Origin of the sequence: Pantoea sp. ACRSC (genome assembly GCF_022346785.1) — a bacterium.
Classification (GTDB): domain Bacteria; phylum Pseudomonadota; class Gammaproteobacteria; order Enterobacterales; family Enterobacteriaceae; genus Pantoea; species Pantoea alvi.
The window spans coordinates 38,514-52,014 of sequence record NZ_JAKRNN010000003.1; the positions used below are offsets into that span (position 1 = coordinate 38,514).

At 63.5% G+C, this 13,501-nt stretch carries 12 protein-coding genes; 5 read left to right on the forward strand and 7 right to left on the reverse strand.

Annotated elements, in window-relative coordinates; translation table 11 throughout:
- The first annotated feature begins 78 nt into the window (after positions 1–78).
- Positions 79–915 (forward strand): fumarylacetoacetate hydrolase family protein, encoded by an 837-nt coding sequence (locus MHZ97_RS04960; RefSeq protein ID WP_239314704.1) that lies wholly within the window; start codon positions 79–81, stop codon positions 913–915.
- Here the strand turns inward: MHZ97_RS04960 and MHZ97_RS04965 are convergent.
- From MHZ97_RS04965 to MHZ97_RS04990, 6 genes are read right to left on the reverse strand one after another with little or no spacing between them, the layout of a single operon-like run.
- Positions 905–2,419 (reverse strand): serine hydrolase, encoded by a 1,515-nt coding sequence (locus tag MHZ97_RS04965; protein ID WP_239314703.1) that lies wholly within the window; start codon positions 2,417–2,419, stop codon positions 905–907. The two genes, MHZ97_RS04960 and MHZ97_RS04965, sit on opposite strands and share 11 nt — an antisense overlap.
- Positions 2,416–3,156: an ABC transporter ATP-binding protein gene (locus MHZ97_RS04970; RefSeq protein WP_103796231.1), complete on the reverse strand. Its 741-nt coding sequence runs from the start codon at positions 3,154–3,156 to the stop codon at positions 2,416–2,418. Before MHZ97_RS04970 ends, MHZ97_RS04965 begins: the two co-directional genes overlap by 4 nt.
- Before the next feature lie 9 nt (positions 3,157–3,165).
- Positions 3,166–3,993 (reverse strand): ABC transporter ATP-binding protein, encoded by an 828-nt coding sequence (locus tag MHZ97_RS04975; RefSeq protein ID WP_239314702.1) that lies wholly within the window; start codon positions 3,991–3,993, stop codon positions 3,166–3,168.
- Positions 3,994–4,890, reverse strand: coding sequence for an ABC transporter permease (locus tag MHZ97_RS04980; protein ID WP_199187329.1), 897 nt, complete (start codon positions 4,888–4,890; stop codon positions 3,994–3,996). It abuts the gene before it with no gap.
- A complete protein-coding gene (locus tag MHZ97_RS04985) occupies positions 4,890–5,903 on the reverse strand; it encodes an ABC transporter permease (protein ID WP_224481590.1) in 1,014 nt (337 codons plus the stop codon). Before MHZ97_RS04985 ends, MHZ97_RS04980 begins: the two co-directional genes overlap by 1 nt.
- Positions 5,900–7,495: an ABC transporter substrate-binding protein gene (locus MHZ97_RS04990; protein ID WP_239314701.1), complete on the reverse strand. Its 1,596-nt coding sequence runs from the start codon at positions 7,493–7,495 to the stop codon at positions 5,900–5,902. The genes MHZ97_RS04985 and MHZ97_RS04990 overlap by 4 nt, the downstream gene beginning before the upstream one ends.
- A gap of 190 nt (positions 7,496–7,685) precedes the next feature.
- On the opposite strand from MHZ97_RS04990, the gene MHZ97_RS04995 reads away from it, so the two are divergent.
- From MHZ97_RS04995 to MHZ97_RS05010, 4 genes are all read left to right on the forward strand, one after another.
- Positions 7,686–8,771, forward strand: a complete 1,086-nt coding sequence (locus MHZ97_RS04995; RefSeq protein ID WP_103796235.1) for a dipeptidase — start codon at positions 7,686–7,688, stop codon at positions 8,769–8,771.
- Positions 8,772–8,773: 2 nt separating this feature from the next.
- Positions 8,774–9,682 carry a LysR family transcriptional regulator gene (locus tag MHZ97_RS05000; RefSeq protein ID WP_103796236.1) on the forward strand — a complete coding sequence of 303 codons (909 nt, stop codon included), beginning with the start codon at positions 8,774–8,776 and terminating at the stop codon, positions 9,680–9,682.
- 81 nt (positions 9,683–9,763) lie between these two features.
- A complete protein-coding gene (locus MHZ97_RS05005; RefSeq protein ID WP_103796237.1) occupies positions 9,764–10,684 on the forward strand; it encodes an alpha/beta fold hydrolase in 921 nt (306 codons plus the stop codon).
- A complete protein-coding gene (locus MHZ97_RS05010) occupies positions 10,677–12,068 on the forward strand; it encodes a hypothetical protein (protein WP_239314700.1) in 1,392 nt (463 codons plus the stop codon). Before MHZ97_RS05005 ends, MHZ97_RS05010 begins: the two co-directional genes overlap by 8 nt.
- Before the next feature lie 27 nt (positions 12,069–12,095).
- Here MHZ97_RS05010 and MHZ97_RS05015 read toward each other — a convergent pair whose 3' ends face one another.
- Positions 12,096–13,448 (reverse strand): MFS transporter, encoded by a 1,353-nt coding sequence (locus MHZ97_RS05015; RefSeq protein ID WP_239314699.1) that lies wholly within the window; start codon positions 13,446–13,448, stop codon positions 12,096–12,098.
- Positions 13,449–13,501 lie beyond the last annotated feature (53 nt).

A 13,501-nucleotide genomic window follows, 5' to 3' on the forward strand; every position in this document is an offset into this window, starting at 1 on the left:
ATGAGCGGAAGTTCGTACGATTTTTATCTCATCTTTTGTTAACCTGCGCGCGAATTTATCGATAACAACGAGGCAGTAATGCAGCTTTGCAGTTTTTATCTTCCAGACCAGGGCATTAAAAGTTTCGGCATCGTAAAAGAAAACGGCGTGGTGGATGTCGGCACGCGCCTGGGCGCGCAGTGCCCGGATCTGAAAACCTTTCTGCAGCGCTCCTCGCTGGCGGATCTGGCGGCGTTTCGCGATCTGCCCGCCGACTACGCCTTTGCTGCGCTGCGCTTTCTGCCGGTAATTGACAATCCCGGTAAGGTTTTTTGCGTCGGCATGAACTACGCCGATAAGCGCAAGGAGTTTTCAGAAACCCAGAATGCGCCGACGCTGTTTATCCGCTTCGCCGACTCTCTGACCGGTCATGACCAGCCGCTGATGAAGCCTGACTCCACCAGCGAATTTGACTATGAAGGCGAACTGGCGGTGATCATCGGCAAGCCGGCGCATCGGGTGAAGGCCGAGGAGGCGCTGAGCTACGTGGCGGGCTACAGCTGCTTTATGGATGCGACGGTGCGCGACATGCAGTTCACCTGGTTTACCGCCGGGAAAAACTGGCCGCAGACCGGCGGCTTCGGCCCCTGGATGACCACGGCCGAGGCTATTGGCGATCCGCAGGCGCTGGCGATCAAAACCTTCCTTAACGGACGGGAAGTTCAGAACGATACCACCGGCAGCATGGTGCATAACGTCGCCAGTATTATCGAGTACATCTCCGCTTTCAGTCCGCTCTCGCCGGGCGACGTCATTTTTACCGGTTCGCCAGGCGGCGTCGGTAAAAAACGCACGCCGCCGCTGTTTATGTTCAGCGGCGACGTAGTGGAAGTGGAAATTGAGAAGATCGGCAGGCTGCGCAACGTTATCGCGTAAACTGCACCACCCGGCTGCGGTTAAGCAGCAGGCGCAGCCGGTTGCCGTCGCGCTCCAGCATAAAGCGCTTTTGCCAGGGGCCGTCCTGCGCGGTCGCCAGCACCCGGTTGCCGCTCAGCGACTGCAGGCTGGCAACCATCGCCGCCGGGCCGATGCCCATAATCAGCTTCTCCCCCGCAATCTCCAGTTCGCTGCGCCACTGCGGCAGAAACCAGCGTCCCTGCATCGCCTGCAGGCTGGCGCTGTCTGGCTGCGCTGGCGTAAAGCGGCGCGGCGCAGCATGGCCAATTTCGCCGACGATGTCGGCACCTTCCTGGCGCAGCCGCAGCGGAAGGGTGCTGGAGAGCGACCGCGCGTCGCCGTGCGCGTCGCCGCGCCACAGGGTTTCGCTTGCCCCCAGCCAGGTTGCCGTGTCGCCGTTGATCTCCAGCCACTCCGCCGCCTGTTCTCCAGTATAGAGGCCGGGCGCGAGAGGGTGCCCTTTCTCCGGCAGCGCCCGGTTAAGCAGCGCCGCTATCACCCGCAGCGCGCTTTCAGAGGTGGCGACATCCTCCCGGTTCGCCACCAGCGCCACGCCGACCCGGCGCTCAGGGTGCAGCAGAAAATAGCTTTTATAGCCCGCGTGCGAGCCGCCGTGGCCAAACAGCGTCTGGGTACCGAGCTGGGTAGTGGCCAGGCCCAGCCCGTAGCCGCTGACGCGCCCGTCCGCCAGCAGGCGCGGCGCGCTGAGGCGTTGCAGCACGCCCGCACCGGGGCCAAGGTCGCTCAGCAGCGCCTGCAGCCAGCGCGTCAGATGGCGCAGGCTGCCGGCTACGCTGCCGGAGGCGGAAAGATGAAGGCCGGCGCTGGCGAGCTGCCAGCGGCTGCCGTCGAACCAGTAGCCCGGCACCAGACCGGGCACGACGTCGAACCAGGTTTCGGGGGCGGACAGGCTGATATCGAGCGGCTGGCAGATATACTGCTGCAGCAGCGCGTCGAAACGCACCCCTTTGGCTTTAAGCGCCTCCTCCACCAGCCGATAGCCGGTATTGGTATAAGAGACTTCGCTGCCCGGCGGGTAGTTCAGCCCGCTCTCCGCGGCGAGGAACGCCAGCAGGTCGGCGTCGGTGGTGGCGTTATAGACCGACAGCCCGATCAGCGACAGGGTTTCACGCAGATCCGGCAGCCCGCTCGACATATCCAGCGCCTGGCCGACGGTAACCTGCCCGCTGGCGCCGCGCAGCTGCGGCAGGTGATCGGCCAGCCTGTCGTCAGGCGACAGATAGCGGCGGCCCGGCCCGGTTACCAGCGCAGCGAAAAGATGTTTGGTGAGCGAGGCGTAGCGCACCACGCTGTCGAGGGTAAACGGCGTCTGCTGCGCCAGATCCGCCAGCCCGGCGCAGTGCGTCGAATGAACCTGGCGGGCGTCGAACAGCATTATCGCGCCGCCTGGCGCGCCGGGCCGTCGCCAGCCCTGAACGATCTCGTCGGCGACCGCCGCCGCCTGCTGCCACTCCAGCGTCATGCCGGCTCCTCCAGCCCAATGCTTAAATCGAAAAGCTGCGCGGTATGCGGATGATGGAGACGCCGCGCGCGCAGATCCTCCGCGCTGAGCTGTTCCACCATTTCGCCATGCTGCATCACGCCGATACGCTGGCAAAGATGGGTGACGACCGCCAGATTATGCGTCACCAGAATATAGGTAAGATTGCGCGCGCTGCGCAGATCGCTGAGCAAATTGAGAATTTCCGCCTGTACCGAAACGTCCAGCGCGGAGGTGGGCTCATCCAGCAGCAGCACTTCCGGTTCGGCGATCAGCGCGCGGGCGATCGCCACGCGCTGACGCTGGCCGCCGGAAAGCTGATGCGGATAGCGAAAGCGCGCCGCGGCGGGCAGGCCGACGTCGCTCAGCGCCTGACTGATGCGCTGCTCGGCGCGATCGAGGCGGTGTACCAGCAGCGGCTCATGCAAAATGCGGTCGATTGTCTGGCGCGGATGCAGCGAGCCGTAGGGATCCTGAAACACCATCTGCACCTGACGAAAAAAGGGCCGGCCGCGCCTGGCGGTCAGCGCCATGCCGCCAAAGCGGATCTCACCGCGCCAGTCGTGATTAAGGCCCGCCAGCGCGCGCAGCACCGTCGATTTGCCCGAGCCGCTTTCGCCTACCATGCCGAAGCTCTCGCCGCTGCCGACCTGGAACGAAACCGCTTTAACGGCGCGGTGCGCGCCGAAGTTTACGTCCAGCTTATCGATCTCAAACATAGCTTTCTCCTAATCGCGCCATGCGGCGTCGCGCTGCAGCGTCGGCAGCCGCGCGCGCGGGTGGCGCAGCGATGGCAGGCAGGCCAGCAGCCCCTGCGTATAGGGATGCTGCGCCTGGTGCAGCTGGTGGGCATCGAGCTGCTCGACGATACGTCCGGCGTACATCACCGCCACGCGGTCGCAGAAGTGTGACACCAGCGGCAGGTCGTGGCTGATCAGAATCAGCCCCATGCCGCGCGCCGACACCAGGTCGTCAATCAGGCGCAGAATCTCGGCCTGCACCGTGGCGTCGAGCGCACTGGTGGGTTCATCGGCAATCAGCAGTTCGGGATCGGGCGCCAGCATCATAGCGATCATCACGCGCTGCCCCATGCCGCCGGAAACCTCATGGGGATAGCGCAGCGCCACAGCGGCGGGGTCGCGGATTTTCACCTGCTCCAGCAGGCCGATCGCCGCCTGCATCGCCGCTTTTCTGCTGCCGCCTTTGTGCTCGCGCCAGGCTTCGGCGACCTGCTGGCCGATAGTCATCACCGGGTTAAGAGAATATTTCGGATCCTGCAGAATAAAGCCGACGCGTCTGCCGCGAACCTGCCGCAGCGTTTTCTCGCTGGCGCCCAGCAGGTCGATGCCGTCAAAACGCAGCGCGTCGGCGCTGACCTCGGCGTTGCCGGGCAGTAGCTGCATCAGGCTGCGCGCGGTGAGCGATTTGCCCGAGCCGCTCTCGCCGACGATAGCGAATTTCTCTTTGCCGACGCTAAAGCTGACGCCGCGCACCGCTTCGACCCTGTCAGCGCGGCTGCGAAAGGCGATGCGTAGGTTCTCAATTTCCACCAGCATTTAGCGCTCCCTGGGATCGAGGACGTCGCGCAGACCGTCGCCGAGAAAGTTAAAGGCCAGCGAGGTGAGAAAAATGGCGATGCACGGCATCAGCGGCACCCACCATTCGCTGAAGAGAAAGCGGCGCGCGGTCGCGATCATCGTGCCCCATTCCGGCGACGGCGGCTGCGCGCCCATGCCGAGGAAACCGAGGCTGGCGGCGGTAATAATGATTGAACTCATATCGAGCGTGACGCGCACGATCAGGCTCGGCACGCACAGCGGCATAATGTGGCGCAGAATAATGCGCAGCGGCGAGGCGCCGGTCAGGCGGCTGGCGGCGATAAAGTCGCTGTGGCGAAACTGCAGCGTCTCCGCGCGCGCCAGTCGGGCATACGGCGGCCAGGCGGTAAGGGCGATCGCCAGCACCGCGCTCTCCACCCCCGGCTTGAGCGCGGCGACGAAGGCCAGCGCCAGGATCAGGCGCGGAAAGGCGAGAAAAATATCGGTGATGCGCATCAGCGCCTTGTCGACAAAGCCGCCGAGATAGCCGGCGATACAGCCGATCAGCAGGCCGAGCGGAGCGGTGAGCGCCACAACGGCGATCACCATGCCGAGCGTGGTGCGGCCGCCGTAAATAATACGCGTCCAGAGGTCGCGCCCCAGCTCATCGGTTCCCAGCCAGTGCGCGGCGGAGGGCGCGGCCAGACGGTTTTCCAGATGCTGCGCGCCGGGATCGTAAGGGGTGAGCAGCGGCGCGGCGATCGCCAGCAGCAGCATCAGCAGAATAACCGCCATGCCGCCTGTTGCCAGCGGATTGGCGCGCAGGTTCAGCCACAGGCGGTAGCGGCGTCCCCACACCGCCTGCCGGCGGTTGGCCGGCGAATCGGCGAGCAGCCAGTTGCGTGAAATAAACATTATTTTACCCGTGGATCGCAGAGTCGATAGAGAAGGTCGGCGAGCTGGTTGAGCAGCACGTAAACCGTGCCGACCAGCAGCGTGGCGCCCACCACCGGATTCATGTCGGCGTTCATCAGCGACGTGGTGAGATACTGTCCGAGGCCCGGCCAGGCGAAGACATTTTCCGTCACCACCGCCCCCTCCAGCAGCCCGGCGTAGGTCAGCGCCAGCACCGTGACCAGCTGCACCGCCACCGTGGGAAAGGCGTGGCGCCAGATAACGCGGCGTGACGACAGCCCCTTGGCGCGCGCGGTAATCACAAACTCGCCGCTGAGCGCGTTGAGCATAAAGGTGCGGGTCATACGCGTGATGTAGGCCATGCTGAAGTAGGCGAGGATGCAGACCGGCTGCGCCATGTGCGCCAGCGCGTCGCGGAAGGCGTCATATTCGCCCGCCAGCAGCGAATCGATGGTGAGAAATCCGGTGACCTGCGGGATCATATCCTGCCAGATAATATCCTGCCGCCCTGGCCCCGGCGCGATGCCGAGCACGGCGTAGAACAGCAGCAGGCTGAGCAGCGCCAGCACGAACACCGGCAGCGAATGGCCCGCCAGACAGATCACGCGAATGGTCTGATCGAGCCAGCTGCCCTGACGCACCGCCGCCCAGACGCCGAGGGGAATGCCGATCAGCGCGGCGATCACAATCGCCGCCGTCGCCAGCTCCATGGTGGCCGGAAAAAAGCGGGCGATATCGCTGACGACGCTGTTTGAGGTCAGCACGGAACGGCCCAGGTCGCCGTGCAGCAGCTGGTTAAGATAGTGGCCGAACTGCACGTAGAGCGGCTGGTCTAGCCCCATCTCCGCGCGCACGCGCTCCACCACCGACTGCGGCGCGTTGTCGCCGACTGCCGCCAGCACCGGATCGGTCGGCATCACCCGACCGATAAAGAAGGTCAGCACCGTCAGGCCGAACAGCGTCAGCAGCAGGCTGCCCAGCGAGCTGACGCCGCGTGTTATCGCGCCCGTCACGCTTTTTTCACCTGCTGATAGGGCCACTGCTCCAGCACGGTCATATGAACATCAGAGAGATTTTTCGCGCAGGCGGTGGTCTGGATCTGCTGCATCATAAAAATAAACGGACTCTTCTCCCGATGCTGCTGCTCTATTTTTTTATACAGCGCGAGGCGCTGCGCCGGGTCGCTTTCGTGCAGCGCCTGAGCGGTGAGCTGGTTAAATTCGTCGTCTGACCAGCCGCAGCGCCAGGCCAGGGTGCGGTTGCGCGCGCCGGTGGTGTTGTCGGTATTGACGCAGAAGGCCTCTGTATTGGAGTGGGGATCGAAGTAGTCCGCGCCCCACGAGGTGATCGCCAGCTGATGCTGACGCGCGCGCATTTTGGTCAGCACCTGACGGTTCTCCGAGGCGATAAGCGACACCTTAATGCCGATAGCGCCGAGCTGGGTCTGAACCGCCTGGGCGATATCGGGATAGGGCTGCATCGAGTAGTGGTCGAGGGTAATTTCGAAGCCGTCCGGGTAGCCCGCTTCCGCCAGCAGCGCTTTCGCTTTGTCTACGTCGCGGTGGAAAGGCGCGTCGTCGAGCGCCGCCGGAAAGCCGGACGGTAGAAAGCTCTGGTGTACGTTGTAGGTCAGCGACAGGATATTTTTCTGGATGCTGTCGTAGTCGATCGCCCACTTCAGCGCCTGCCACACCTGCGGCTTTTGCAGCTGCGGGTGCGTGGTATTACAGGACATCAGCATAATGGCGGAAAGCGGCTGCTTCACCAGCGTTACGTCGCTGGCGGACTGCAGCGGTTTCAGCTGCTCGGTAGTGAGATCGTAGGCGACATCCACATCGCCTTTTTGCAGCATCAGCGACTGCGCGGCGGGGTCGGCGATATGCTTGAGAATGACGCGCTTGATGGCGCTCTTGCCTGCGTACTGCGGGCTCAGCTCCAGGATCACCGTTTCGCTCGCCTTCCAGCTGCGCAGCGTAAAGGCACCTGAGCCGGCGCTGTGCTGCTTCAGCCAGGCGTTGCCGAGATCGTTGTTCTGCTGGTTGGCGAGGCAGGCTTTTTTCGACACGATGCTGCCGACCGTGGCGGAGAGACAGTAGAGCAGAAATGACTCCGACGTGGGCGCGCCCAGCGTCATCTCCAGCGTATGGGCATCTTTCGCCGTCACCTTGCTGGTGACATTCTCTTTAGTAAAGCCGAACTGGTTAATGATAAAGGCCGGGCTCTTATCGAGCTTAACGATGCGCTCGATGGAAAAGGCCGCATCCTCGGCGGTGAGCGGCGTGCCGTCGGCGAAGGTCGCGGCCGGATTGAGATGGAAAGTAAATACCGAACCGTCGGCGTTTGCTTCCCAGCTTTGCGCCAGCATGCCGATAACCTTATCCGCCTGCTGCGGATCAGGCTGCACCAGCTTCTGGTAGAGGTTGCCGCAGATCTGACCGCCGGTGGCTTCAAAGCTTTCATGCGGGTCGAGACTGGTCATATTGTCGAGCTGCATCGCCATAACCAGCATGCTGGGGGGCGTGGCGGCAAAGGCGGTGTTAAGGCTCAGCCAGGATAAAAAGGGCGCGGCGGTGCATCCTGCGATAAAGCGTCTTCTGGTGACCATTTTAACTCCAGGTTATTGATTAATAAAATTAAAAAATAAAATCGCGCTGTTATTTAGCTTGACAGTCGTCTGGTCGCAGGCGATTAATAATCGCTCTCATCGCCGCATAAAACGCCTGCTCTGTTTTGGTGCGTCCGCGCCGCCTGCATGCCGCTTTTGTGCAATACCCTTTGCAAACGGAATCTAAAAAATGTCGGAAAATCATCATCAGGCATGGCCGGAAGTTCCCGTATTTGATGGTCACAACGACGTACTCTGTCGGCTGTGGCAGCATCATCGCCCGGATGCGGTCAACGCGTTTCTACAGGGAACGCCGTCGGGACAACTCGATTTTCCGCGCCTGCGCCAGGGCAAGATGGCGGGCGGCATTTTTGCCGCCTGGGCGCCCGGGCACGCCTCTCTCGCCGCTGCGGACGACGGAAGTGCTGCAAGAAGCGCGCCATCTCCCGTTTCTCTTTCTGAAGAGGCGACCGCCACTGCGCGCGACGCCACCTTCTCTATGCTGGCGCTGCTGTTGCGCATCGAGCAGGCCACGCAGCAGATTAAAATCTGCCGCAGCGTGCAGGAGATCCGCGGCTGCATGGCCAGCGACAGGCTGGCAGTGGTGATGCATATTGAGGGCGCGGAGGCGCTGGACGTCGATGGCGAGCTGCTCGATATCCTCTACGCCAGCGGTCTGCGCAGCCTGGGGCCGCTCTGGAGCCGCCCTAACCAGTTCGGCGAGGGCGTTCCCTTCCGCTATCCGTCGTCGCCCGATACCGGCAACGGACTGACCGAGGCGGGCAAGGCGCTGGTGCGCCACTGCAATCGACGCCGCATTCTGGTGGATCTCTCCCATATGGATGAAAAAGGCTTCTGGCACACCGCTGCTATCAGCGACGCGCCGCTGGTGGCGAGCCATTCGAACGCCCACGCGCTTAGCGCGCAGTCGCGTAATCTCACCGATCGCCAGCTGGCGGCGATTGCCGAGACGCGCGGCTTTGTCGGGGTGAATTTCGCCGTGCCTTTTCTGCGCGAAGACGGCAGGCGTGACGCGCCCACCAGCCTCGAAGAAATTGTTCGCCACGTTGAGTATCTTCTCGACAAGGTCGGCGAAGATGGCGTTGGTTTTGGCTCCGATCTCGACGGCGCCACCATGCCGGATGACTTCCGCGACGTAGCCGGTTTCCCTCGGCTGGTCGCCGCCCTGGCGGCGCGCGGCTATAGCCCTGAACTGCTGCATAAAATTTGCTATGGCAACTGGCTGCGCGTGCTGGAAGCGACCTGGGGCGAATAACCATGCGTCTGCGCCATATTGAAGTTTTTCAGGCGATCGCCCAGGCGGGCAGCATCAGCGGGGCGGCGCGGCTGCTGAACGTGTCGCAGCCCAACGTCAGCCGCGTGCTCAACCATGCCGAACAGCAGCTGGGCTTTGCGCTGTTCGAACGGCGCGCGCAAGGCCTGGTGATCACCGCTGAAGGGCGGCGGTTGCTGCCGGAGGTTGACGCGCTTTATCACCGGCTGCAGGCGATTAATCAGCTGGCGGATCAGCTACGGCGCGGCGAAGGGCAGACGGTGCGCGTCGGCGCGGCGCACGCCTTTGGTCAGATGGTGATGGCGCCCGCGCTGGTGCGCTATCGTCACCAGGCGGCGGCGGTTAACGTCGAGCTGGTAACCGAACATTTTTCCACGCTGTGCCGCAACATCCTTGATGACCAGCTCGATTTTGCGCTGGTGTTTGGCCAGCAGGTCGACGCGGATTTGCTGGCGGAGCCGCTTTTTCACTCTTCGATGGTGGCGCTGCTGCCTCCCCATCTCCAGCGGGAAGCGCCGGTGTCGCTGGAGTGGCTCTGTGCCAATAATCTGCTGCTGATGCAGGCACAGGATCCGCTTGGCCGCGTGCTGCACCGCGCCCTTGACGACAAACGGCTCTATCCGGCGGTGTCGCTCTCGATTAAAACCTACTCCGTGATTGCGGATATGGTGCTGGCGGGCGGCGGCGTCGGCGTGGTCGATCTTTTTACCGCCTGCCGCTACGCCGATCAGCTGACGCTGCTGCCGATTACGCAGCCGTTGCCGTTCGAGGTCACGCTCATCAGCCGCCGCGATCGGCCGCAGTCGCAGTCCACGCTGCACCTGAAGCAGGTTATTCGCCATCGCCTGTGGGAAATCGCGCAGCAGTGCGAGGCGCGGCTGGCGCGCCCCTGAAAATAACTTCCCCCGTCTCGCCTGCTGGTCACGATTTCGCCGCCTACACTGAAGTGACACAACCCTATTCAGGAGCAGGTAATGAGGCGTAAGGAACAACCGACGCGCTGGAAGAGCGGCGCGCTGCTGGCCGGGCTAGGACTGGGCGCAGCGGCAACCTGGTGGAGCGTTCAGCAGTGGCGACGTTTAAAACAGACGCCGCCCGTTTCGCCACGCAGCCATCACGCCGGGCTGGCCGGTTATTTTCAGCAGGTTGGCGAGTGGCGCATGTTTACCCGCGTGACTCCCCACGACGCGCCTGGCCTGCCGCTGGTGCTGGTGCATGAGCTGGTGATGTCGGGGCGGCCGATGGAGGAGCTGGCGCTGGCGCTGAGCAACAACTACCGCGTGCTGGTGCCGGATCTGCCGGGGTTCGGTGCCAGCGTGCTGCCCGCTTCCGTGGCGGCGCTGTCGGTTGACGAGCAGGCCGAGGCGCTCTGGCAGTGGCTGCAGCATAACCAGCTGACGCGCGCTATCTGGATCGGCAGCGCCTCCGGCTGCCAGGTGCTTGCCGCGCTGGCGGTGAAACATCCCGAGGCGGTTGCCGGGCTGGTTTTCCAGGGGCCGACGGTGGATCGCCACGCGCGCAGCCTGCTGCGTCAGGCCTGGCGCGGCTGGCGCAATGGCCGTCTCGAACGCCATCGCTCCGCCGCGTCGCTGACGCGCGTCGATCTCGCCAAAGCGGGCCTGTGGCGCGCCCTGAAAACCCACCGTCTGCTGTTGCAGGACCGTATTGAACACCGTCTGCCCTATATCAACGCGCCAACGCTGCTGCTGCGCGGCTCGCGCGATACGGTTTCGCCTGCGCGCTGGGTCGATGAGCTGGGCGCGCTGCTGCCGCGCGGCGAGGTGCTGACGCTGCGCGGCGGCACCCATACGCTGCACTATGTCTATCCGTGGAGCTTTCGCCACGCCATCCGTCCCTTTCTGACGCGCATTCAGCAGGAGTATCAGGATGAGTAAACTGCCTAAAGGCATCGCCCGTTTCGACTCCGCTACCGCCATGCTGATGGCGCTGGCCCATACGCTGCATGATAAACCGGTCGACGACGGCGAAACCTCGCCGATACGCGATCGCCTGCTGCCATCGCTCGACCGTCTGCCGACCCGGCTGAGAGAGTGGGGCTACGCCGTCGGCGGCCTGGCGGAGGGCATCAGCGAATCGCAGGCGGGGGATCTGGATGTTGAGGGCATCGCCGAATGGATGGTGAGCGAATACCCGGAGCAGAGCTATCCCGCCGCTTTTATCGGCTCGTCCAATGGCGCGCTGACCCATCTGGCGGCAGCGGCGGGCGCGCCCTGGCTGCCGCAAACCTTTCTCTGTCCGGTGCGCGCGGCGCACAGCGATCCCGACGACGCGCAGGCGGGCTTTGAGCAGGGAAAATCGGTCGCGGCGGCGCTGCTGGCGGCCTGGCCGCGTCTGGCGGTGCACCATATCCAGGATCCCAATCAGGACCGGCAGCTGCTGGCCAGGATGCGCTACTTTCACCTCAAGCTGCGCGCGCTGCCGCTGGCTTTTAATGAATTTCTGATGCGCAGCCTGCCGGGCAACAGCACGCTGTTTATCAGCCACTGTACGCGGCAGTGGCCGGTAACGCGCACCAGCGACCGCTCTTTCTTCCAGTTCGGCGGGCCAGGCGGCGCAACCGAGAGCGACTATCTGCAGGGCGGCGGACGCGTCGCGGAGTTTCTGGCGCGTTCCGGCAGCGATCGCGAGCAGTGGGATGCACCTGCGCCGACCGATACCGTGCCGGAAGCGGAGTGGGGCCTGGACGAGTATCTGAAGTCGCCGCTGAAAAAGCTGGCGGCAGATCAGGGCTGGCAGCTGCTGGAGATACGCTATCAGGACCCTGAGGCGCTGAGCTTCGTCGTGGCGGAGATCTACCGCGACTGGTATCTGGCGGCGGGCATCAACGCGACGCGCCTGACGGTAAGCAGCTATTTGCTGATGGATCCCTGGTGCACCATGCGTCAGCACGCCATTCCGTTCTGGCTGATGTCGGGCGCCGAGCCTTCCGCCGCCTCTCTGGCGCGCTTCCTGGATCGCCAGCCGCGCTATCGCGATATCGATATGCTGCTCTCTTCAACCGGGACGGAGAGTATCGGCCTGGCACCACTCGACCGCTGGCGGGGGTTGCTCGATCGCGCGATGCATGAGGGGGCGTTTGTCGGCGTCGATACCGAGCGCTATCCGCATGATTTCGCCGCTTCCGCGCACTTCGACACCGCGCTGCGGGCGCGGGCGCCGCTCTTCGCGCCGCCGCCGCCCCTGAGTGTGGAAAAGGTGATTGCCGGTATCGAACGCTACGGCGCGCGCCACGGCGTGACGCTGCATAAGCTGAGCTAGCCGGGCAGGGCGCCCGGCCCTTTACGGCTAAACGCCGTCGGTGATCGGCTTGCGCACCAGCACCAGATAGGCGAGGGCGCCCACCACGGCGATCCCGGCGCAGATCATCAGCGCGAGGCTGAACGACTGGGTGGTATCGAGCACCCAGCCGGTAATGACCGGCGCGAAGGAGGCGAACACAAAGCTGGCGAAGTTCTGAATGCTGCCGACCGAAGCGGTCATGCGCGCCGTAACGTTGGCGTGGATCAGACCCCAGCAGGAGGTGCCCGCGAAGTGGATGCAGAACAGCGCCATACCGATCAGCGTCACGGCGCTGGTGGTGTCGGTGGCGCGCGTCACGAAGGCGGTAAAGGCCGCCGACAGTAGCATGCCGGTGATAATGCACACTTTGCGCGTCTTCACCGCATCAAAGCCGCGACGCACCAGCGCATCCACCGCATAGCCGTTAAGCAGCATGCCCGCCGCGCCGAACAGGAAAGGAATTGCCGCCAGCAGGCCGGTGCTCTTCAGATCCAGGTGGTAGGTCGACTGCAGATAGCCCGGCAGCCAGGCGATATAGAGCCAGGCGGTATAGTTGATGCCGCTAAAGCCGATCATCATGCCCCACATGGTGCGCTGCTTGAACAGGCCGCGCCATTCGGCGAAGCTCAGCGGCTCCTGGCGCGACGCCACGCTGCCCGCCTGCAGATAGTGGATCTCCTCCGCGCTCAGCCTGTTGTTGTCGCGGTCGCGATAGATCATGTACCAGCCAATCGCCAGAAACATACCGAGCACGCCGATGGTGATAAACATGCCGCGCCAGCCGAACGCCAGCATCATCGCAGCCAGCACCGGCGGCGCCACCGACAGGCCAATCATCGAGGCGGCGTTAAAGAAGCCCATCGGCATGCCGCGGTCTTTAATGTTGAACCAGTCGTTGATCACCTTCACGCCGCACGGGTTCATCGGCGCTTCGCCGATGCCGAGGCCGATTCGCACCAGAATAAACTGGGTGAAGTTATGCACCAGCCCGGCCGCCGCCTGAAACAGCGACCAGACAAACATGCCGAGGCCTAACATAATGCGCGGGCCTTTACGATCCAGCAGCGCGCCGCAGGGCAGCTGCGCCAGCCCGTACGCCAGCGAAAAGGCGGAGAGCAGCATGCCGATTTCGGTGGCGTTCAGCCCCAGCTCTTCGCGGATGGTCATATTGGCCACCGAGAGCGAGCTGCGGTCCAGATAGTTAATAATGGCTGCAAACAGCAGCAGCAGCATGGCGGTGATCTGAATCTTGCGAATGCGCGGCGAACGCACGATATCGCTGCGCGCCGGCACATACTCCTGGCCAGGCTGCGCGCCGACGGCCGGGTTTTTAACGTCGCGGGTTGAGGTATTTTCCATGGCATACTCCCGTAGCGGGGTCGTTATCGTTATCAGAGGTCAGAGAACATAGC

Excerpts from the sequence above, each read along its gene's own strand:
- MHZ97_RS05010 (WP_239314700.1), top strand. The coding sequence starts at position 10,677 with ATGAGTAAACTGCCTAAAGGCATCGCCCGTTTCGACTCCGCTACCGCC.
- MHZ97_RS04970 (WP_103796231.1), bottom strand. The coding sequence starts at position 3,156 with ATGTTTGAGATCGATAAGCTGGACGTAAACTTCGGCGCGCACCGCGCC.
- MHZ97_RS04990 (WP_239314701.1), bottom strand. The coding sequence starts at position 7,495 with ATGGTCACCAGAAGACGCTTTATCGCAGGATGCACCGCCGCGCCCTTT.
- MHZ97_RS04960 (WP_239314704.1), top strand. The coding sequence starts at position 79 with ATGCAGCTTTGCAGTTTTTATCTTCCAGACCAGGGCATTAAAAGTTTC.
- MHZ97_RS04995 (WP_103796235.1), top strand. The coding sequence starts at position 7,686 with ATGTCGGAAAATCATCATCAGGCATGGCCGGAAGTTCCCGTATTTGAT.
- MHZ97_RS04980 (WP_199187329.1), bottom strand. The coding sequence starts at position 4,890 with ATGTTTATTTCACGCAACTGGCTGCTCGCCGATTCGCCGGCCAACCGC.
- MHZ97_RS05015 (WP_239314699.1), bottom strand. The coding sequence starts at position 13,448 with ATGGAAAATACCTCAACCCGCGACGTTAAAAACCCGGCCGTCGGCGCG.
- MHZ97_RS05000 (WP_103796236.1), top strand. The coding sequence starts at position 8,774 with ATGCGTCTGCGCCATATTGAAGTTTTTCAGGCGATCGCCCAGGCGGGC.
- MHZ97_RS04965 (WP_239314703.1), bottom strand. The coding sequence starts at position 2,419 with ATGACGCTGGAGTGGCAGCAGGCGGCGGCGGTCGCCGACGAGATCGTT.
- MHZ97_RS05005 (WP_103796237.1), top strand. The coding sequence starts at position 9,764 with ATGAGGCGTAAGGAACAACCGACGCGCTGGAAGAGCGGCGCGCTGCTG.
- MHZ97_RS04975 (WP_239314702.1), bottom strand. The coding sequence starts at position 3,993 with ATGCTGGTGGAAATTGAGAACCTACGCATCGCCTTTCGCAGCCGCGCT.